23 protein-coding genes are annotated in these 19,850 nt (G+C 39.9%); 3 read left to right on the top strand and 20 right to left on the bottom strand.

Annotated features, from left to right (window positions below):
* Nucleotide 1 precedes the first annotated feature (1 nt).
* The 11 genes from NSS76_RS08615 to spoVK form a co-directional block, all read right to left on the bottom strand.
* Nucleotides 2-1,093, bottom strand: coding sequence for a Rap family tetratricopeptide repeat protein (locus NSS76_RS08615; protein ID WP_044335959.1), 1,092 nt, complete (start codon nt 1,091-1,093; stop codon nt 2-4).
* 378 nt (nt 1,094-1,471) lie between these two features.
* Nucleotides 1,472-1,840 carry a nuclear transport factor 2 family protein gene (locus NSS76_RS08610; protein WP_024425099.1) on the bottom strand — a complete coding sequence of 123 codons (369 nt, stop codon included), beginning with the start codon at nt 1,838-1,840 and terminating at the stop codon, nt 1,472-1,474.
* A gap of 317 nt (nt 1,841-2,157) precedes the next feature.
* Complete coding sequence (locus tag NSS76_RS08605) at nt 2,158-2,502, bottom strand: structural protein (protein WP_341081731.1); 345 nt, start codon at nt 2,500-2,502, stop codon at nt 2,158-2,160.
* A gap of 90 nt (nt 2,503-2,592) precedes the next feature.
* The gene (locus NSS76_RS08600; protein WP_341081729.1) at nt 2,593-2,772 is read right to left on the bottom strand and encodes a hypothetical protein; all 180 of its coding nucleotides are present in this window, start codon (nt 2,770-2,772) and stop codon (nt 2,593-2,595) included.
* 769 nt (nt 2,773-3,541) lie between these two features.
* A complete protein-coding gene (locus NSS76_RS08595; RefSeq protein WP_341081726.1) occupies nt 3,542-3,751 on the bottom strand; it encodes a hypothetical protein in 210 nt (69 codons plus the stop codon).
* A gap of 340 nt (nt 3,752-4,091) precedes the next feature.
* Nucleotides 4,092-4,379, bottom strand: a complete 288-nt coding sequence (locus tag NSS76_RS08590) for an XtrA/YqaO family protein (RefSeq protein ID WP_341081723.1) — start codon at nt 4,377-4,379, stop codon at nt 4,092-4,094.
* Between the two features lie 884 nt (nt 4,380-5,263).
* On the bottom strand, nt 5,264-6,598 hold the full coding sequence (glnA, locus tag NSS76_RS08585) for a type I glutamate--ammonia ligase (protein ID WP_341081720.1): 1,335 nt from the start codon (nt 6,596-6,598) through the stop codon (nt 5,264-5,266).
* A 60-nt stretch (nt 6,599-6,658) separates the two neighbouring features.
* Nucleotides 6,659-7,069: a MerR family transcriptional regulator gene (locus NSS76_RS08580; protein WP_024424081.1), complete on the bottom strand. Its 411-nt coding sequence runs from the start codon at nt 7,067-7,069 to the stop codon at nt 6,659-6,661.
* Nucleotides 7,070-7,160: 91 nt separating this feature from the next.
* Nucleotides 7,161-8,441: a methionine gamma-lyase family protein gene (locus NSS76_RS08575; protein WP_103132395.1), complete on the bottom strand. Its 1,281-nt coding sequence runs from the start codon at nt 8,439-8,441 to the stop codon at nt 7,161-7,163.
* A 6-nt stretch (nt 8,442-8,447) separates the two neighbouring features.
* On the bottom strand, nt 8,448-9,719 hold the full coding sequence (gene hflX, locus NSS76_RS08570) for a GTPase HflX (protein ID WP_257802843.1): 1,272 nt from the start codon (nt 9,717-9,719) through the stop codon (nt 8,448-8,450).
* A 121-nt stretch (nt 9,720-9,840) separates the two neighbouring features.
* Entirely contained in the window at nt 9,841-10,800 is a 960-nt protein-coding gene (spoVK, locus tag NSS76_RS08565) for a stage V sporulation protein K (RefSeq protein WP_024424083.1), read from the bottom strand.
* Nucleotides 10,801-11,120: 320 nt separating this feature from the next.
* On the opposite strand from spoVK, the gene NSS76_RS08560 reads away from it, so the two are divergent.
* Complete coding sequence (locus NSS76_RS08560; protein ID WP_095408571.1) at nt 11,121-11,879, top strand: N-acetylmuramoyl-L-alanine amidase; 759 nt, start codon at nt 11,121-11,123, stop codon at nt 11,877-11,879.
* A gap of 67 nt (nt 11,880-11,946) precedes the next feature.
* Here NSS76_RS08560 and NSS76_RS08555 read toward each other — a convergent pair whose 3' ends face one another.
* The 9 genes from NSS76_RS08555 to NSS76_RS08515 form a co-directional block, all read right to left on the bottom strand.
* Nucleotides 11,947-12,564: a hypothetical protein gene (locus NSS76_RS08555; RefSeq protein WP_024424084.1), complete on the bottom strand. Its 618-nt coding sequence runs from the start codon at nt 12,562-12,564 to the stop codon at nt 11,947-11,949.
* Between the two features lie 88 nt (nt 12,565-12,652).
* Complete coding sequence (gene nrdF / locus NSS76_RS08550; RefSeq protein WP_024424085.1) at nt 12,653-13,633, bottom strand: class 1b ribonucleoside-diphosphate reductase subunit beta; 981 nt, start codon at nt 13,631-13,633, stop codon at nt 12,653-12,655.
* Nucleotides 13,634-13,650: 17 nt separating this feature from the next.
* Entirely contained in the window at nt 13,651-15,753 is a 2,103-nt protein-coding gene (gene nrdE, locus NSS76_RS08545; RefSeq protein WP_024424086.1) for a class 1b ribonucleoside-diphosphate reductase subunit alpha, read from the bottom strand.
* Nucleotides 15,713-16,105 (bottom strand): class Ib ribonucleoside-diphosphate reductase assembly flavoprotein NrdI, encoded by a 393-nt coding sequence (nrdI, locus tag NSS76_RS08540; protein ID WP_008360380.1) that lies wholly within the window; start codon nt 16,103-16,105, stop codon nt 15,713-15,715. The genes nrdE and nrdI overlap by 41 nt, the downstream gene beginning before the upstream one ends.
* Before the next feature lie 265 nt (nt 16,106-16,370).
* Entirely contained in the window at nt 16,371-16,583 is a 213-nt protein-coding gene (locus NSS76_RS08535; RefSeq protein WP_003212415.1) for a hypothetical protein, read from the bottom strand.
* A gap of 79 nt (nt 16,584-16,662) precedes the next feature.
* Nucleotides 16,663-16,983, bottom strand: coding sequence for a YmzC family protein (locus tag NSS76_RS08530; RefSeq protein ID WP_024424087.1), 321 nt, complete (start codon nt 16,981-16,983; stop codon nt 16,663-16,665).
* Nucleotides 16,984-17,145: 162 nt separating this feature from the next.
* On the bottom strand, nt 17,146-17,367 hold the full coding sequence (gene hfq, locus NSS76_RS08525; RefSeq protein WP_024424088.1) for an RNA chaperone Hfq: 222 nt from the start codon (nt 17,365-17,367) through the stop codon (nt 17,146-17,148).
* A 25-nt stretch (nt 17,368-17,392) separates the two neighbouring features.
* The gene (gene miaA, locus NSS76_RS08520) at nt 17,393-18,349 is read right to left on the bottom strand and encodes a tRNA (adenosine(37)-N6)-dimethylallyltransferase MiaA (protein WP_025093277.1); all 957 of its coding nucleotides are present in this window, start codon (nt 18,347-18,349) and stop codon (nt 17,393-17,395) included.
* A 70-nt stretch (nt 18,350-18,419) separates the two neighbouring features.
* Nucleotides 18,420-18,821: a YmaF family protein gene (locus NSS76_RS08515; protein ID WP_044330437.1), complete on the bottom strand. Its 402-nt coding sequence runs from the start codon at nt 18,819-18,821 to the stop codon at nt 18,420-18,422.
* A gap of 104 nt (nt 18,822-18,925) precedes the next feature.
* Here NSS76_RS08515 and NSS76_RS08510 point away from each other — a divergent pair, with 104 nt between their 5' ends.
* Both NSS76_RS08510 and NSS76_RS08505 read left to right on the top strand, forming a co-directional pair.
* Nucleotides 18,926-19,195 carry a hypothetical protein gene (locus NSS76_RS08510; protein WP_024424091.1) on the top strand — a complete coding sequence of 90 codons (270 nt, stop codon included), beginning with the start codon at nt 18,926-18,928 and terminating at the stop codon, nt 19,193-19,195.
* Between the two features lie 112 nt (nt 19,196-19,307).
* A complete protein-coding gene (locus NSS76_RS08505; RefSeq protein WP_122631370.1) occupies nt 19,308-19,850 on the top strand; it encodes a TetR/AcrR family transcriptional regulator in 543 nt (180 codons plus the stop codon).

Raw genomic sequence — 19,850 nt, 5'->3', positions numbered from 1 at the left:
ATCATATGACCTCCTTTCCTATAAGCGTACAAGATTTCAAAGCCAATTCCAAGAAGTAGTTACTTTCTTCATAAAGATTTAACTTTTTATATATGGAGGCAACATCAGGAGCTAGAGCCTCTATATCAACATATGCTTTTCTTTCTTCCAAAAGACATAGCCCTTTCTTGATGTCCTCATAGCTTTCCCGTGGTGTGGTATAACATTTCTCAAGGATATTGAATTTCAAAATAAAGTTTGTGTTTTGCTGTTCTTTAGAGAAGCTTTTCCCCTCAGCAACCCAACTTATTGCCTGATCCAACTGATTTGATTTGTAGCTTGATCTTGCAAATTCATACGCACATTGTAAGTATGAAACAGGAGCTGACTGTTTTAGATCATCTGCGGAAATTGCTTTGTTGAAATATTCAATTGCTTCTATATGGTGGTCATCCTGAATTTTGAGAAATCCCAAATCATAATAAGCCAACGCTAACAATCTCTTATCATTTTTTTCAATCAGTCTATCGACACAATCCAAAAGCATTCGTTCAGCTTTGTCTAGTCTACCGTCATCAATCAAATTCAGTGCCAACAACATATTACAGTTTATGGTCTGTATGCTGTAGCCTTCATGACCTTTGTAGATGTCCTTTGCTGTTTGTAGATGATGATGAGAAAGGAGTGTGACCTTATTAAAATAGTAGAGTGTACCAATTTTATAATGGAACTCAGCCTTTTCAATTTCATCATGTACCTTGTCTAGTTGTCTCTCAGCTACTCTGAATAGGACTAGAGCTTCTGAATAGTTATTCTTTGCACTCTCATACATACCTTTGAAAAGATAAAAGTAAAACCTTAGCATGTCATCTGTTTTGACTCTTTCACTTTCTGTTATTGTTGGTTGCCCCACTAAATCCTCCATAAGTACCTTAAATCTGTAATCAAGAATATTGAAATAGAGTAAAACATCTTGATTTTCTTCCATTTCGCCTAACATTTCTTGAATCTCATCCCTCAGCTCTACTGCTTGTGAAACTTCCCTCTTTTTAATATGTAAATACCATTTGTTGAGCGTGTTTGCTACATCTACAGAAGAAATCAAATTCGACATCCCATTACCCCCTTGCTATCATTTCTTTTGTATAATTTTAACATGACATTTACAACATATGTAAAGACAAGGTGTTCATTTTAAAAGTTTTCGGTATCCCGCAAAATGCAAACATATGACTAATTGGCAATAGTAACATGTTCTTCTCGCATTCCGGCAATCGGGACAAGAACTTGTACCGATAAAATAAAAAGCCGCTAAAATAGCGACTTCAATGGGGACCATGTTCTTGTCCCTCGACAATCTTTAATAAACGGAGCAAATTTGTCCCTGGACAATTTTCTGTACCATTCATACGGAGTATCCCTCAACCGTGTTTAACCTCACATCGTGTCAGTTTTAAGTGCATGTGATTGATGTTCTTGTCCCTGGACATCTTTAATCAATCTTACATGGTCTAAAAGTTTCATGTTTAGCTTCATACTCTTCTATTAATCGGATTTTATTTCCATCAAATCTAATCTTTGATATACCATCAAATGAATAAAGTTGTTCTTCTTTTGCTTTAAAATACCATTCTACAAAAAATAAGGTATCATTTACTTGATGAATATTTTTTATCTTCCATTCTAAGACAACTTGCTTCAGTAACATTTTTTTGATCCACAAATGGACTTCCTCTATACCCACATACATTGCTCCATAACATTCGCGGTAGATAATATCATCAGAAAAATACGTATCTAAAAACGTAAAATCTCTAGTTACCCACATAAAGAAATATTCTTTTATAATTTCTTCTTTCATAAGTACTCCTCTATTTTTTAATTAAGCGCAGTTCTTAACTAGTGTTTTGAATCTATTATATCAAAATGAACAAAAAAAAAGTTCTTGGTTGGAATTTATGTCATTCTACACTCATTCGCTTTATTGGTGCACTTTAAAGCCTTGTTATAGTTGCTTTATGCATCTTTTTCCCAAATTGTTTCAAATAAATCCCGATGTATTTACTCTGTTCAAATGATGTAAATTCGTTGGTTTCGTTAATTTCATTCATAAGAAATCACCTCCTAAACATATATCGGAGGTGTTTTGGAAATTTTCAGGTGTTCACTGAATTGGTTCTATTTAATGTAAAATTCGTTTGTATAGAATGTACCAACTGTTTCAACATGGTTGCCATTTTTGTCATAGCGCTCTACGTCAACTCTGAATCGATAAGTGCCCTTCTTGTTACCTAGTGATTCCTTGATACCGAATTCATCGTACCGTTTTTCACCTGGGTTGAGTTCGTTCGGTGAATTCGTTTTGATCGTAACCCATTTCCCTGCAACTTTTCGTTGAGGAATAAGGTTTGGCCCACAAATGTAATCATTGTGATTCTGAATCGCAACAATCACAACCTTGTCCTTTCCTAAAGTATGATTTGCTTTTTTTGGATTAGCAGATACACCAAATTTTGATGCCATGCTCATCATCTCCCTCTTTATATTTTTGCGCTCCTATCCCTCGCCAAAGCACCTGCAGCCATACACCCAAAAGACGACTGTTCCCAAAATTTATCGTTTTCTTCGGATACGGCCGCTTTGTCTTTGATACGTTTCGCGTCTCGTCCCCATTATTTCTTCCCAATCGCGCGTCGTTATCGGATCAGCATCGCTCTTCTTTCGATTAGAACCAGGAGCAATGCTTTTAAATTGCTTTAATGTCTCTTTAGAAACAGAATCCCTGATCTTCATGTTCATACTCTCCTTGCCGAATAAGCACCACCTTACGCTATTCGCTTAAATAGATTTTGCAATGATGACTACACTCCGAGAGGATGCCAAGTACAGTCAATCATCAAGTAAAATGAAAAACTGTCCTCGATACGGCTGCCGCAGACCAGCTGCTATCCAGGCTCAGAATGTCCCTCTCGTATGGCCACATTCCTCAACACCTTTGTTCAGTATCCAGATACGTCATTGATAAGGGAAAGACGCGTCTCCCAATAAAAAAAGCGGACACCAATCAAGGCACTTAAAGTACTCAATGATCAGCGTCCGCAGGTTCTTCCTTCTGGACAAAATATTCACGTTCGTTTTGCTTGACTCATATGATAATCCACAAAGGAAATAGATGCTCTTTTTATCCCCGCTTTTTGATTTTTCTAGTTGTATGTTCTATTTTAGTAACAAAAAACGACCATTTTGGTCGCTTTTTTGAAATATATTCAATTTGTATTTCTTAAAAATGCCTTACCTCCACCATCACCTGCATTAAGCAAAACTCGGTATTTACAGCCACCCTTTAGATAAGCATTTGTTGAAGCACTACCAGCTCCGTCAAGTTTTAATTGATCACCTAATTGACGCTCTAATGATCCCGAGCATTTTTCATATAATATTCCTGAAACTCCAGATCCCCTACTAGTAATAGTCCATCTTCCATATCCATGATTACCATCCACATAGCCAGTATAAGCAAGGCCAGCCGATACTAAATCAATTTCACTATAATTTTCAGCGGCTAAAACATTACCTGCAGGACCTTCAGTTCATTTAAAACTTCTTGGTTTCTGAGAAAAGGGAAAAGGCCTTTTGCGTTGTTTGCCTCCTGTTCCTTTATATTTTCCTCCCTCACCTTCAGGGCCCTATAGACCTTCAACTCCTTGATAAGAGCATTTCTGACTTGTTTCTCATCGATCTCAGGCAGTAAGGACAATTGTTCTGCTATCAACTCTTACACCTCTTTATAACTATAAGATTTAGAAATTTGAAAACAAATAGAAATAATGCTATTCTTATCCTATTAAATCAAACACTGAAGGCGGCATCCCCGCAGTTGCGATACCCACTATGGAATTGATTATTTTACTGTTCACATTATTTATTATAAATTTCATGAATGGGGCTGATAATATGGAAAATCATTTTTATTCTTTTGTAGAGAAATTTACTACACTGTTCGATTTTCTTAAAACATCTATCATAGTAGGTGTCGCCTTGAGTGTTTGATTACCTTGACTCATCCCCTCTTTATCAAAACCTCTATAACCATTCTCAAAGAAACATCTCTTTTATTTAAATTTAAATGAACTGTTGTAACTTAAATTTGTGAATTGACCGTCACGTGTTATGATCTCAGGTTTGCCGTACATTGGCGTTTCAGCCAACACTACATTGTTGGAATGGCCATCTAGGATAATGACTATAACTTCTCCTTTTTCAAAAACGTTAGAGACTATATGTTTGTAAGGAATATTCGTGCACAAGGCCTCCCATGTTATAATGAATTGTGCAGATTCAATAGAACTAGGGCCTTGTGCTTCGGTTCTTTTATTTGCCCTGATGTGCTTGCAAATCACGCACTCACATTCTAAAGAGGTGTTCGTCCCTTAAATCTAAAGACAGATCAATCAAAGCCTTCACATCAACTTCAGTCAGAGCCACATCCAAATTTTCAGCCCAAGACTTTGGAACAACCAAGGTATTACCACTAAGGAACCTTACTAAAATGTCATCTTCAGATACTTTAAGTACATAACCTGCTTTATTAAGGGATTCTCTTTTTCCTTTCCTAGATGCTTTGATCCAGTCTCCTTCTAAGAATTTTCACCTGATAATCCTCCATCCTTTCCTGATCCGACTGTGCAGTTCATATTTTTTAAATGGTTCATAGAGGTGAACACGCTGTCCATCCTCTAAGCGGTAAAGTAGGAACCACCTTTTTAATCGTTTGCGTGCCATCTTAGGCAGCCACGTCTTCTTCTTTTTGATCATTCCCGTCAGAATCGTCTTTTACACTTTGAGAGGAATCTAAATTATTATCAGATGCTTCTTCAGTCTGCATCGGTTCACCTACATTAATCTGCTTTCAATCCCACCACTTTACATTCAATTTACATGGACTTTTTCTTTAATCTTAGTTTTTTCTGAAGATAAGCTCAATTCATCCTCTAACTGTTCCGGCTCATGATCAGCAATGTGAACTATACCACTGTGATCTACTGATAATTTATAATCAGACGCTCTGCATTTGAAAATATAGCGGAGAATATCGCTCCACTTGGACTTCGTACCAATCATTTCAGCAAGGTTTTGAATACTTTTTCTGAGACCTTCGTTGAAATTTGAAAGTCGCCTTTTTTGTGGGTGAATTGTGGATGATAGCTCCTTCATTTTGAAATATTAGAAACACCCACAAAAATAAAAACCCCCTGAAGCCAATGGCTCCAAGGGGTTTTTATTATTAATACTGAGACATATACTGATCGCGTTCCCATGGGTGTACTTGGGTTCTAAACATATCCCATTCGATTTCTTTTGATTCGATGAAGTGCTCGAATAGGTGATCGCCTAGTGCGTTGATCATGACTTCGTTTGATTTTAGCAGCTCGAGTGCTTCTGCAAGTGTTGCAGGAAGGTCAGAGATGCCGTTTTCAAGACGCTCTTCTTTGTCCATGACATAGATGTTTCTGTCGATTGGTGCTGGTGCTTCTAGTTTGTTTTTGATTCCGTCAAGACCTGCTGCAAGTAATACGCTTAGTGCAAGGTATGGGTTTGCAGATGGGTCTACGCTGCGCACTTCTACGCGTGTGCTGATGCCGCGTGATGCTGGGATACGGATCAATGGGCTGCGGTTTTGTGCACTCCATGCTACATAGCAAGGTGCTTCATAGCCAGGTACAAGACGCTTGTAAGAGTTTACAGTTGGGTTTGTGACCGCTGTAAAGCTTGTTGCGTGCTTGACGATACCTGCGATAAAGTATCTAGCAGTCTCGCTTAATTGTAAATCTGCTTTTTCATCAAAGAATGCGTTTTTACCATTTTTGAATAATGATAGGTTACAGTGCATACCAGATCCGTTTACACCGAACAATGGTTTTGGCATGAATGTCGCATGAAGACCATGCTTTCTCGCAATGGTTTTGACAACGAGTTTGAATGTTTGAATGTCGTCACAAGAACGGATCGCGCCTGCATATTTGAAATCAATTTCGTGCTGCCCTGGTGCTACTTCGTGGTGAGATGCTTCAATTTCAAAGCCCATTTCTTCAAGCTCTAGCACGATATCACGGCGGCAGTTTTCGCCTAGATCTGTTGGCGCAAGGTCAAAGTATCCGCCTTTATCGTTTAGTTCAAGCGTTGGCTCGCCTTTTTCATCTAATTTAAATAAGAAGAATTCTGGCTCAGGTCCAAGGTTGAAATCACTAAATCCTAGTTCTTCCATTTCCTTCAAGATACGCTTTAAGTTGTTACGCGGGTCTCCATCAAATGGTGTCCCGTCTGGCTTATAAATGTCACAAATAAAGCGTGCAACTTTACCTTTTTCTGCTGTCCAAGGGAAAATAACAAATGTGTTTAGATCTGGGTATAGATACATATCTGATTCTTCGATACGTACGAATCCTTCAATAGATGAACCGTCAAACATACATTTGTTATCGAGAGCTTTTTCTAACTGGCTCACAGGAATCTCAACATTTTTAATCGTTCCGAGAATGTCTGTAAATTGCAGACGGATGTACTTTACGTTTTCCTCATTTACTAATTTTACGATATCTTCTCTTGTGTACTTTGCCATTTCGTAAAACTCCTCCCCTACAAAAGGTAAAATGTGTATAGCAATGCTTTTGCTAATTGGTTAACGGAAGAACCTTGACATATCCCCCTGCCTAAAGGTCGTTCCTTGTTGGAAACGTCCAGCCTGAATGAGTTCTTTCTTCAGTAGCTTCCTGAGTTCATCATCTGTCAAGTTGTGCTTAGCTGCAGCTTTTTCCTCCGTCTTTGTATCAGACGATGGATTTTCTGCCTCAGCTTTGGCAAAAAGTTTTTTGATTCCTGCCATGTTTACACCTTGTTCGATGAGGTTTTTAATTTCTAGTAATTTATCAACATCATGAAAAGAAAATAATCGGCGGTTTCCATCACTTCTTGCTGGAAATACTAAACCATTTTCCTCATAATAGCGAATTTGTCTTGCAGATAATTCTGTTAGCTGCATGACAATCCCAATTGGGAATAAAGGCATTGAGCGGCGAATGTTATCACTCATCTCAACTGTCTCCTCCTCTTTGCTTAAATTTATTATATGTCATGTTATATTATGTGTCAACAACATGTTAGGAATATTAACATGGATTTTTTTATTGAGCAGGCACTTCAATAAAACCTTGTTCCAATAAGGCATCGACAGCACTGCAAATCGCATTTTTCACATGGGCATACGTGAGTCCGCCTTGAACGTAGGCAGTATAAGGCGGTCTGATCGGACCATCGGCTGATAATTCAATACTGGCTCCTTGTACAAACGTGCCCGCTGCCATAATGACATCGTCCTCGTAGCCTGGCATATAGCTTGCATGTGGTGTGACGTGACTATTAATCGGAGATGCATACTGGATTGCCTGACAGAACGCAATCATTTTTTTAGGATCCCCAAATTCGACTGATTGAATCAAATCCGTTCTTTTCGCATTCCACGCCGGGTTTGTTTGAAATCCGAGCTTCTCAAGAAAACGAGCCGTAAACACTGCGCCTTTTAAACTTTGAGCTACAACATGCGGCGCCAAGAAAAAGCCTTGATACATTTCTTGGAGCGCATACAGCGATGCACCCGCTTCACTGCCGATGCCTGGAGATGTCATTCGATAAGAGCAAGCTTCTACCCATTTTTCTTTTCCTACGATGTAGCCGCCTGTTTTGGCAAGGCCTCCGCCTGGGTTTTTAATGAGTGAACCGGCCATGAGGTCAGCTCCGACATGACACGGCTCTTTTAATTCAGTAAATTCACCATAACAGTTATCTACGAACACAATGATTTCTTCATTAATCTCTTTCACAAATGAAATCATTTGCTCAATTTCTTCTATAGTAAAGGATGGTCTTGACGCATAGCCTTTCGAACGCTGAATGCCGATGACTTTTGTTTTAGAGGAAATCGACTCTTTTACTTTCTCATAATCGACGGATCCATCTTGTCGTAAATCAATGGCTTTGTAGTCAATCTGGAAGTCTTTTAATGAGCCTGTCCCTTCTTTCCCGCGAATCCCGACAATTTCTTCTAGCGTATCGTATGGTTTTCCCGTCATATAGATCAATTCATCGCCAGGTCTCAGCACACCAAATAAGGCAATGGAAATTGCGTGTGTACCGGAAATAATTTGCGGACGCACAAGCCCGCTTTCTCCGCCGAAGACATCCGCATAAATCTTTTCTAATGTGTCTCTCCCCATATCATCGTAGCCATATCCAGTCGTCGGATTAAAGTGAGAGTCACTGACTTTGTGCTTTCGATAGCTTTCAAGCACCCGCCACTCATTTTGTTCGCTCTTTTGATCAATTTGCTGATGCACGTGTAAAATCTCTTGTTCTGTTTCTGCTGCTGCTTTTTCTAAAATACTGCCGTGTTTTAATGTGTGAAACATCTTGATTTAATTCCTTTCCAACATATACTTCTTGATTTGACCTAAAATGGTCTGATCCTCACCACTATATCCGGTGATGTCATATATCTCTGCTTCTTTTTGAAATTCTAGTGACTCCACAAGCGTTTCTGATTTTAATGCGGAAATGAGTTTGCCTTCATGCGCTGGAATCTTTACATGATATGGCTTTAAAAAGGCTTTTTTCAGCTCTGCCATAATATCCGCTTTTAACCTTTTTACATCTTCTTTGCGCTTAGCACTGATTAAGATGTGGCGATGCTTTGAAGATGGGATGAAATCTGGTCTAATTTGATCTTCCTTGTTATAAACAGTCAGCATCGGAATACGGTCCGCTTCTAATTCTTCTAAAAGCTCATGAACCGTTCGTTCGTGCCCTTCATAATCCTCATTAGAAGAGTCGATGACATGAAGCAAATAATCGGCTTCCTTCACTTCTTCAAGGGTGGAACGAAATGCGGCAATCAGTGTGGTCGGAAGGTCTTGGATAAAGCCAACTGTATCTGAAATCAGCACACTGTAGCCAGATTCTAATGTCATCTTACGTGTCATTGGATCAAGTGTCGCAAACAGCAGGTCCTCTTCATGACTATCCGCTTCTGTTAATTGGTTAAACAAAGTTGATTTTCCGGCATTCGTATAGCCGACAATGGCAATTTGGAACACACCATTTTTCTTTCGGCGCTCCCGGTATCTTGTTCGGTGTTCTTTGACTGCAGATAACTGCCCGTTAATTTCGTGAATGCGGTTTCGAATATGACGTCTATCTGTTTCAAGTTTTGTTTCACCTGGACCTCTTGCGCCAATTCCGCCCCCTTGTCTTGAGAGGCTGATCCCTTGTCCACTTAGTCTCGGCAGGGCATACTGAAGCTGGGCAAGCTCTATTTGCAGCTTCCCCTCTCTTGTACGGGCTCTTTTTGCAAAGATATCTAAAATCAATTGCGTACGATCAATAATTTTCACATCTAAAGCAGTCGCCAAAGCTTTTAGCTGGCTTGGAGAAAGCTCGTCATTAAAAATAATGACATCACATTCGAGTTCCTCGCAAAGCACTTCAAGTTCTTCTACTTTCCCTTTACCGATATATGTTGCACTGTCTTGTCTATTTCTCTTCTGCGTCATCACGCTGGCAGCTTCACCGCCAGCCGTTTTAGTTAAGGAAGCTAATTCTTCCATTGAGTATTGAAAGCGTTCATCCGTTACATGCGGCAATTGGCAGCCGACAAGGATCGCTTTTTCAGTCATTTCATGTTCATTCAACGTTAGTTGTTTCCTTTCTGTACTTAAGTTTTCAGTAGTACCATCATACCAAACACATCACACGTATACCACTATTCGGATGGTTTATTTTAGTGACTCTTTATAAAAAGGATACGCCATTTCAAGAAGGCGTATCCTCTTTCATTTGAAGATCGTGACTTTTAATGGTCAGCAGATCTTTTTTATCATAATGATCCACAAGAAGCAGTCTCATCGCTTGGGTTCGTATGGCCTTTTCAATGGTGTTTCGCACAAACCGGCCGTTGCTGAATTTTGCCGGGCTTGTGGTACTTTTAATGTGCATTAAATAATCCCGCAGCTTCCATTCGGCTTCTTGTGTAAATACATATTCTCTGTCTGCCATCATTCGTTTTGCAATATCCATGAGCTGATCGACTGTATAATCAGGAAAGCTGATGTTGATTGGAAATCTTGATTGCAGACCGGGGTTTAAAGAAAGAAAATGATCCATTTCCTTGGAGTAGCCTGCAAGAATGAGAATGAATTCGTGCTGTTTGTCCTCCATATGTTTTACAAGGGTATCAATCGCCTCTTTTCCAAAATCCTTTTCTCCTCCGCGTGCAAGAGAATAGGCTTCGTCAATGAACAAAATACCACCTAGTGATTTTTTAATTAAATCCCTTGTTTTTTGCGCTGTATGACCAATGTACTCACCAACTAGATCACCGCGTTCTGCTTCAATTAAGTGACCCTTTGAGAGCACATTCATTTCAAAGAAAAGTTTCCCGACAAGTCTTGCAACTGTGGTTTTTCCTGTGCCAGGATTTCCTTTGAACATCATATGAAGCGCTTGTTTTCCTACCTTTAACCCTTGTTCCTGCCGTTTTTGATTAACAAAAATCCAAGCATAAATCTCTTTTATGTTTCGTTTCATTTCATCCATACCGACAAGGCTGTTCATTTCACGCTCTATTTCCCGTAAGATGCTGTGTTTTGCCTCATTTTTCTGCAAGGCTTCTAGGTATTCTGCCTCTGAGTCTGCATCAACCAATACTTGCTTTTGTCCGTTAAGTATAATATTGATTTGGCCGTTGTTTTTATATGTGACAGCTCGCTCCAACGTATTCACCTCTCGCTCTTCTCTCTTTATTCTATTCGGGTGGAGCTGTAATCGTGACAATCGCCCGCTTAAGCCCAAGTTTGCTGTCAAAATGACCCGAGATACCGAATATTGTAGGGATTTCTGCGGTTTCCCAGGAAATGATGTGCTATTTCCATTGTATTCATCCCGTTTGGGCGGACAAACCAACAATTTGCTTTTTCTTAGAAAAATGTAGCTTTTTAATCACAAATGATGCAGAAAAGAGTCTCAATGATTTCCGCATTTTGTACAGGCAATTCTTCTATTTTCTCATAAAATAAAGACGAGGTGATGAATAGATGGTGAAAATTTTTATTGATCCTGGCCACGGAGGAACAGATTCTGGAGCTAGTGCTAATGGACTTTTGGAGAAAAATATAACACTTCAAATCGCGCTTTTATTGAGGGACATTTTGATTAGTGAATATGATGGGGTTTCCGTCCGCTTAAGTCGTTCAACTGACCAATCCGTCACTTTGTCCCAGCGTACGAATGCGGCAAACAGCTGGGGAGCTGACTATTTCGTGTCTATTCATATTAATGCTGGCGGGGGCACAGGGTTTGAAAGCTATGTGTATCCAGGCGTTTCAGCACCGACCACCACGTATCGCAACGCCCTTCATGATGAAATTGTCCGCTCGGTTGATTTTGCGAACCGCGGCAAGAAAACTGCGAACTTCCACGTTCTTCGAGAAACTTCTATGTCCGCTATTTTAACAGAGAATGGTTTCATTGATACGGCAGCTGATGCTAATAAGCTCCGCAACGCAACCTTCCTTCAAGGCATCGCTCGCGCTCATGCAACTGGTCTTGAAGAAGCCTTTCAATTGAAAAAAAAAGCAAGTAATCTTTATAAAGTGCAGGCAGGAGCTTTCAAGGTGAAAGCCAATGCGGATGAATTAGCAGCCACACTTAAATCCAAAGGCTTTGACGCGTTTGTTGTATTAGACGGCGGCATGTTCCGAGTGCAAGCCGGGGCTTTCCGTACAAAACAAAATGCAGATGACCTCGTCGCAAGATTGAAGCAGGCCGGTCACGATGCATTCGTTTTCCAATAAGCTGAAGCTGTTGTAACGAAACAAACCGGCTCAAGTCTTCTGCTGAGCCGGTTTGTTGTGTATTCATTTACGCTAAGATGTTGACGACAAATTGAGACCATGTTTCAAGACGATCGAAGTATTCAGGCTTTTTCAAATCGGCTGCTTTCATCCATTTTCCTGAGATTTGATCTGTTTCTTTTACTTCCACATGAGCACCCGGAGATAGCTCAAGCGCTGATAACAGTCCGATGTGCACACGGCCGACACTGTTGTCATCGTCATTGATTAAACCAAGGGTTTTCATTTCAAGTTTGTCTTCTTCTTGAATAGAAAGTTCTTCGTCCAGCTCACGATCTGTATTTTCTTTTAGAATCTCAGCAAAGTTTTTTCCTTCGATGAAATTCATATGCCCCCCAAAGCCAAGAGATAACTTATGATGTAAGCGAGTCTCTCCCCCGCCTTGAAGTCTTTCGTATACATACACTTCGTCCTCACGCTTAATCACGACATAAGGAATCGGCTGCTTGAAGTCAGGATTTTCTTCTGCATCGCCTCTTCGCATTTGCTCGAAGTGCTCTTCGATTTCTTTCATAATGGTGCTGATTGTTTTCTCTTCACTGTTCACACCATTAAACGCAAGTGTTTCGTTTTGAAACACGCGTGCGCGTGGTGCTACTAAAATGATTTCGTCCATTTTTCCCATGTTCGGTAACCTCCAGTATGTAACTATCACATTGTTAGAAATGGCAAAAAGCCAAAACGAGTGATGCGTTTTGACTTTTACGCTTTCCTTATGATTCATCTCCAAAGAAGAAGTCGTCATCTTTTAACGGCTCAACTGTTGCTTTTTTGTAGCCGTTCCCTTTCATTGAGAAGAAGTCATGCGACTTTGTTTTTGTATTGAGGCCATTCAATACAATAGGGTTGATCTCTTCTTCTTCAAAGTAAGGGGCAAATCCAAGGTTCATTAACGCTTTATTGGCATTGTAACGAATGAACTTTTTCACATCATGCGATAAATTGACTTGGTCATAAATATCTTCAGTGTAATGAAGTTCATTTTCATAAAGCTCGTTTAAAAGGTCAATAGAGAAATCATACAGCTCTTTTTGCACGTCAGGTGTTTGTTTGTTGTAAATTTCTTGTGCTAATAATCCAACGTACACACCATGAATCGCTTCATCACGCAAAATTAAGTTGATGATTTCACCACTTTGCATGAGCTTTCCTTGTCCATAGAAATAAAGCGGGTAGTAAAAACCACTATAAAATAGGAAACTCTCTAAATAAACAGAAGCAACCATTGCTTTAAAGAGAGAAATAGGATCGTCCTTTTGAATCGAACGGTATAAACTGACAATCATATCTGCTTTCTTTTGCAGGAATTTATTCTTCTTGACCCATTCAAACACTTCACTGATCGTTTCAGTTGGTGCGAGTGTCATGAAGATATTTGAGTATGATTTCGCATGCACCGCATTTTCCATCATTGCCATAAAGTTGAGTACTGCTTTACGCTGATGGCCGTCCACATGTTCAGCAACAATCGGCATCCCTGTATTTCCTTGTTCTGTATCAAGTAAAGTCAGTCCAGCAAGTACCTTCATGTACGTATCTCGCTCTTTTTCACCTAAATATTTCCATGTTAAGAGATCTCCGTTTAAGGAAATCTCTTCTGGAAGCCAGAACTGCTTTACATTTTGGTTGTAAAACATTTGTGTAAAATCGTCTTCGTGTTTTGACCAGTTGGCTGCATCATAAATTTTTGTCACGTTAAACTCTCCTTTAATCAAACAACACAAGAAAGACAGCCTTCCTGCCCTGTATCCTTCGTTCTTGCATAATAAAGTGTCTTAATGCCTTTATGGTGTGCATAAAGATCGATGCGGTTTAAATCACGCGTTGTCATCGTATCTTTTAAGAATAGTGTAAAGCTGATTCCTTGATCGACGTGCTGCTGAATCGTTGCAATCATATCGACCACTTTAAACATGTCCATATCGTACGCTTCTTTATAGAAGAACCAGTTTTGTGCTGAAAGACCTGGCATTGGGTAATAGGTTTTGCTGTTGCCGTATGTTCTTTCTTCGATACGTTCCATAATTGGCATCACAGAAGCTGTTGCCGATTGAACATAAGAAATGGAACCTGTTGGTGCAATACATAAACGATAGCTGTGATACATGCCATGTTCCGCTACAAATTCTTTGAGTGCGGCCCAGTCTTCTTTTGTTGGAATGTGCATGCCTTCAAATAGCGCTGCTGCTTTTTCTGTTTTTGGTGTGAAATCATTCTCCACGTATTTATTGAAGTACTCACCAGTTGCATAGCCAGAGCCTTCATAACGATGGAATGTTTCTCCTTTTTCTTTCGCAAGCTCACTTGAGCGTTTAATTGAATAATAGTTCACCATCATAAAGAACGTATTTGCGAAATCTCTTGCTTCTTCACTTTCATAAGCAATTTGGTTTTGAGCTAAATACCCGTGAAGATTCATCGCGCCGAGTCCGATTGACTTCATCGCTTTGTTCGCTTTTCGAACAGCTGGTGCATTGCGAATGTCTGTTGTTTCAGACACAAGCGTTAGTGAGTCTGTTGCAAGCTTAACCGTTTTTTCAATCGATTTGTTTTTCATGACATTCATGATATTTAATGAACCAAGGTTACAAGAAATATCAAGGCCGATTTCATCTTCTTGATCATAGTCCGTGTAAGAAGAAACCTCTGACGCCTGAAGCACTTCTGAGCAAAGGTTTGAGAATTTCACTCGTGAAATATGGTTCAAGGCATGCTCTCTGTTTACATTATCTTGGAACATGATATATGGATAGCCTGATTCTGAGCGTAGAACAGCCAATTTTTCAAGAAGCTTTCTCGGATTGACTTTTTCTTTTTTGACTTTCGGGTTTTCTACAAGCTCGTCATACATCTCTTCCATGTCCATCTCATCAAGATGCTGTCCATATTCTTTATAGACTGTATGCGGATAGAAGGTGTAGGCTGTTTTATCTTCTCTAGCAAGCTCGATAAATTTATCCGGGATGACGACTCCGATGGATAGTGTTTTCACGCGAACATCTTCATCGGCAGAGATTTTTTTCGTATCTAAGAAATCATTGATATCTCTGTGGAAAATATTCAGGTAGGCACTGCCTGATCCTTGTCTTTGCCCCATTTGATCTGCATATCTGAATGCATTATCAAGAAGCTTCATCACGCCGACGACACCTTTTGTCGCGTTTTCGACATCTTTGATTGCTTCGCCTTTTGCACGAAGTTTTGACAGGTTCAAACTGACGCCGCCGCCTAGTTTTGACAGCTGCATGGAAATATCAATCGCTCTTGAAATATCGTTTAGTGAGTCATTTACTTCAAGCAAGAAGCAGCTCACAAGCTCACCGCGTCTTTTACGTCCAGCGTTCAAGAAGGTTGGTGTACTTGGCTGGTACTCTTGATTGATCATCAGCTCTACAAACTCAAGTGCTTTTTCTTTATCTCCACCCGCAAAGAAAAGTGCTACAACTGAAATGCGGTCTTCATAGCGTTCAAGGATTTTCTTTTTATCATTTGTTTTCAGTGCATAGTCATTGTAAAACTTAAACGCACTCATAAATGATGGGAATCTAAATTTTTTGGCATATGCAGCTTCAAAGACTTCTTTAATATCTGCCATGCTGTATTGTCTTAAAAATTCTTCCTCATAGTAGTCGTTTTCTATTAAGTAATCAATCTTCTCTTCTAGATTGTGAAAAAAGACCGTGTTTTGATTAATGTAATCTACGAAATAACTATGTACAGCTTCTTTGTCCTTATCGAACTGAAACTTTCCTTCTTTTTGAATCATAATTTCGTTATTTAATTGTATCCACTTTGGAACCTGATTTTGTGACAATTCTTTCTACCTCCTGTGTAAACAATTCAACATCCCTTTTTGTTCCGCTTAGTTCAAAGGTGTGCAAAATAGGAACTTGATATTGTTTAGAAATCGTATCGGCGCTTTTTGCAAAATTATCTCCCCACACTTTGTTGCCACTCACCGCAACACCTAGTAAAAGGTGAGCATTTTTCTCTAAAAAGGACTGAGTGGTACTAGGGACTTGTCCAAATCCTGTCGTAAAGGTGACGAGAATAAACGGCGTATCCAAAAACTCTTCTCCAGTCAATTTTCGTTTGTCTGTAAAAGGGGTCTTGTCCAAAAAGCGTTGAACATTTCCTGTTTTTGAATCAAATACGATTTGAATCAATTCCATCACGACCTAGTTTTTAGTATTGTTGATCATTTCGTTATTCACTATATATAGTATACTATGTTTTTTCAAAACACAACATATAGATGTTCGAAACGAAAAAAATCAACCAACCCGGCCGAACCTTCATAGCCGAACTCGTACGTTCAAATAAATAGAGCAGAACAGGATCTAAAAATAGACTGCTCTACTCCCTATTCAACTGAAACCGAAATCTATCATAACACGAAAAAAAATCGCTTAGTAGACTAGACTTTTTGTTTTATTTTTTGTAGGCATCGCACTGTAAATCTTCTGACACTTCTGTAATTTCCACTTCAACACCTAATTCTTTTAGCACCGCTTCAAGCGCAGAGACGATTGAAGCTTCTCTCACTAATTCTTTCCCATTTACAGAAACGCTTGTTCCATATTCGAAACAGGAATCGTCTTCACAAGTTTGTTCCCAATGATTAATTTTAATTTTATGTGTCATGAACTCATCCTTTTCTGTCTAGATGTCTGATGCATGATTATAGTGTAGCGGCTTCACATTCATTTGTAAATTTACGTGCTTACTCTTCTTCATCAAGGTCATCATCATATTCTTCGTCGTCCCATTCATCTATGTATTTCGTTGTAACGAGAGTCAGCTCTCCTTCTTTTTCATCAAATCGGTACACATGTACTTGATCATCTTTCACAACAGCAAAATGATTATTTTTTAGTGCAGCAGATGATGGTAAAACGCCATCTGCATTTTCATGAGAATGGTTATTCCAACTTTCTTGTCTCGTTTCAATGTTTGAGATAGCGCACGATCCAAACAAGACAACAATTCCAATCAAAAGAAGGATCACTCTAATCCTTCTTAATTCAAGCTCTGCATTTTCCATATGAATCCCCTCACCCTTCTAATATCCAATAAGGAATGATACGGAAAATTGGCAGAAAAGTTTCATTGCATGCAAAATAGCCCCTCTGCACTGACAAAAAACGTAGCGGGTTCCGGCCGGTTTATTCGCAGAGGCATGGGGCTATTTTAAATACAACCTATCCTATTCTAATTCTAGATTTACATTCTTTTGAGGTGCAAATGTAGAAATGGCGTGTTTATAAATAAGCTGCTGCTTCCCTTCTGTTTCAAGCAGCACCGTGAAATTGTCAAACCCTTTCACTTGACCGCGAAGCTGAAAGCCATTCAGCAAGAATACTGTGACAAATGTATTGTCTTTGCGGATCTGATTCAAAAACTGCTCCTGAATATTAATCGGTTTCATGTTTCGTCCTCCTTGATTCTGATAACTACAGTTTCGCTTTAAGTCCAAGCTTTCCTGCTATATATGCGAAAATTTCCTCTTTTTTGTCTGAAAAGTGGCAAGGCGGTGTCATATCAAACCAAGTGACCGCCATTTTATTACGGAACCACGTGAACTGACGCTTCGCATATCTACGGGAATTTTGCTTTAATTGCTGGATGGCTTCATCAAGTGAGCAGTCACCTTGAAAATAGGCATACAGCTCTTTATAACCAATGGCTTGAACAGACTGACAATCCTTCAAACCAGATTGATAAAGTGCTCTCACTTCTTCAATTAAGCCTTCATCTATCATCATATCAATTCTTTGATGAATGCGCTCGTACAAAACCTCTCGATCCATTTTCAGCCCAATGAAGGCTGTATCATAAAGAGGAACTTCTTGATGCCCGTTTTGCATCTCCGACATTTTCTGACCTGTTGTATGAATCACTTCCAGCGCCCGGATCACGCGGCGGACGTTATTTGGATGAATAGCGTTTGCCGCATCAGGATCTACTGCCTTTAGCTTTTCGTGCAGCAAAAGCGCGCCGTGCTGCTGTTCAAAGAGCGTCATTTCTTCTCTAAAAGCAGGATCACTTTTCTCATCCGTAAATGTGTAATCATATAAAACAGATTGGATATAGAGGCCTGTTCCGCCGACAATCATTGGCGTTTTCCCTCTAGCGGCAATCTCTTTGATTTTCGCACGAACCAGCTGCTGAAATTCAGCTGTAGAAAAAGATTCGTCCGGCTGTTTAATATCAATTAAATGATGCGGGATGCCATTCATTTCTTCGGGAGTGATTTTAGCTGTTCCGATATCCATCCCTTTATAAATCTGCATAGAATCCCCGCTGATAATCTCTCCATTAAATGCTTTGGCTATATCAATGCTCAATTTGGTTTTGCCGACAGCCGTCGGCCCTACTAACACGATTACTGGCTGCTTCGCTTTATTCATAACATCACTCACTTTTACAAAACTGCCTACAGTATAGCATAACTTTTCTTACTCTCCTATCTCCTGCCCATTACCAGCCAAGCGGTTCATTTCCAACCACTTCATATGTTTTTCCTTTTAAACGATGCTTATGTGTTGGCCGCTTCTCATCTGGACTATAGACGACACCTCCATATGGAATGGGAACAGAATCGAGATAGGCTGAATAGGTGACTTCCTCGATCTCGTGATAATGTGTTCCATCCACTCTTGGAATTGCCGGCCCTGTGACCCCGTAGTACCTGTGAAAATGACCTCTTTCAAAGGAGGTGATCCCGCGATAAAAATGAGTATGCCGGTCGGTACTGCTACCATTTACAGGCTGAGAAATACCTTCTATTAAATGATAATGCCCCTCCGTTATATCTGTACGTGCTTTATATGCATGAGCATGCGGCGGACACTTTGCCCAATCAGATGGATACAGGCCCATTTCTAACATTCCTCCTTATATTAGGCGTTCACCCAAACATCTGTAGGCTGCTGGAATACACTGATGTCAGTTACAGTGATTTTATGAGAAAGGAGCCTTTTATTATGAATTATTTTGACGCACCTCCGTTTATTCAAGAAGACATGAGAAGACCTTTTGGATTTGGGTTTGGCCGACCTGGTTTTGGATTTGGGAGACCTGGGTTTGGCTTTGGCCGCCCAGGCTTTGGCTTTGGAAGACCTGGATTCTTTGGACCTCCATTTTTAGGTGGTTTTGCTGGAGGCCTGCTTGCTGGATCTCTGCTTGCGCCAGGATATGGCTATGGATACCCTTATCCGCCATACCCGCCATATGGACCATACCCTTGGTATTAAATATGACGTTTAAGTGAAAACATCCGTTCATAAAATGAATCGATTGACACACTCTTTTTTCATGGGTTAACATTTACTTTACCGACTGTTCAGTAAAGTAGGTGTTTTTTTTATGTCTAAAACCAAAAAAGAGCAAATTTTTGATGCAGCTGCCAGTACGATTTTAAAAGAAGGGTTAAGCCAGCTCACCCTTCAGCAGGTGGCAGAGCATGCAAATATGACCAAAGCCGGTCTGCTTTATCATTTTTCAAGCAAGGAAGAGCTCATCCAACAAATGAATGAGCATGCGATTCTTTGTTTTCGTCAGCAGCTCGAGACGTATCAAGAAACATACAAACACGAAAAAGCGCCTTATGTACGCGCATATCTATTGGCCACATTACATGATTTAGACATGCAGCATACGACCCAGCTATGTACAAGTATGCTGGCTACCATGTCATTTGATGATGCGCTGCTGCACCCTTGGCGTGCTTTTTATGCGGAGTTCAAAGAAAAAGCAGCTGAGGAAATAAGCGATCCTGCACTGAGTCAGCTGATCCGCCTTGCATGTGATGGGATATGGTTTTCAGAAATGTTTCAGCTAGAACCGCTGAAAAGAGAGGAAAAAAACCTTTTACTTCATCGGATTTTACACCTATTAGAGGAGGGATGA

Source organism: Bacillus sp. FSL R5-0654, from assembly GCF_038008745.1.
GTDB lineage: Bacteria > Bacillota > Bacilli > Bacillales > Bacillaceae > Bacillus > Bacillus safensis.
This window is presented reverse-complemented; position numbering and strand designations above follow the sequence as displayed.

Excerpts from the sequence above, each read along its gene's own strand:
- NSS76_RS08580 (WP_024424081.1), bottom strand. The coding sequence starts at position 7,069 with ATGAGTGATAACATTCGCCGCTCAATGCCTTTATTCCCAATTGGGATT.
- NSS76_RS08505 (WP_122631370.1), top strand. The coding sequence starts at position 19,308 with ATGTCTAAAACCAAAAAAGAGCAAATTTTTGATGCAGCTGCCAGTACG.
- NSS76_RS08535 (WP_003212415.1), bottom strand. The coding sequence starts at position 16,583 with ATGACACATAAAATTAAAATTAATCATTGGGAACAAACTTGTGAAGAC.
- NSS76_RS08515 (WP_044330437.1), bottom strand. The coding sequence starts at position 18,821 with ATGGGCCTGTATCCATCTGATTGGGCAAAGTGTCCGCCGCATGCTCAT.
- NSS76_RS08615 (WP_044335959.1), bottom strand. The coding sequence starts at position 1,093 with ATGTCGAATTTGATTTCTTCTGTAGATGTAGCAAACACGCTCAACAAA.
- NSS76_RS08610 (WP_024425099.1), bottom strand. The coding sequence starts at position 1,840 with ATGAAAGAAGAAATTATAAAAGAATATTTCTTTATGTGGGTAACTAGA.
- NSS76_RS08560 (WP_095408571.1), top strand. The coding sequence starts at position 11,121 with ATGGTGAAAATTTTTATTGATCCTGGCCACGGAGGAACAGATTCTGGA.
- hfq (WP_024424088.1), bottom strand. The coding sequence starts at position 17,367 with ATGAAACCGATTAATATTCAGGAGCAGTTTTTGAATCAGATCCGCAAA.
- NSS76_RS08600 (WP_341081729.1), bottom strand. The coding sequence starts at position 2,772 with ATGAAGATCAGGGATTCTGTTTCTAAAGAGACATTAAAGCAATTTAAA.
- miaA (WP_025093277.1), bottom strand. The coding sequence starts at position 18,349 with ATGAATAAAGCGAAGCAGCCAGTAATCGTGTTAGTAGGGCCGACGGCT.
- NSS76_RS08575 (WP_103132395.1), bottom strand. The coding sequence starts at position 8,441 with ATGTTTCACACATTAAAACACGGCAGTATTTTAGAAAAAGCAGCAGCA.
- NSS76_RS08605 (WP_341081731.1), bottom strand. The coding sequence starts at position 2,502 with ATGGCATCAAAATTTGGTGTATCTGCTAATCCAAAAAAAGCAAATCAT.
- NSS76_RS08510 (WP_024424091.1), top strand. The coding sequence starts at position 18,926 with ATGAATTATTTTGACGCACCTCCGTTTATTCAAGAAGACATGAGAAGA.
- NSS76_RS08555 (WP_024424084.1), bottom strand. The coding sequence starts at position 12,564 with ATGGGAAAAATGGACGAAATCATTTTAGTAGCACCACGCGCACGCGTG.
- NSS76_RS08530 (WP_024424087.1), bottom strand. The coding sequence starts at position 16,983 with ATGGAAAATGCAGAGCTTGAATTAAGAAGGATTAGAGTGATCCTTCTT.
- glnA (WP_341081720.1), bottom strand. The coding sequence starts at position 6,598 with ATGGCAAAGTACACAAGAGAAGATATCGTAAAATTAGTAAATGAGGAA.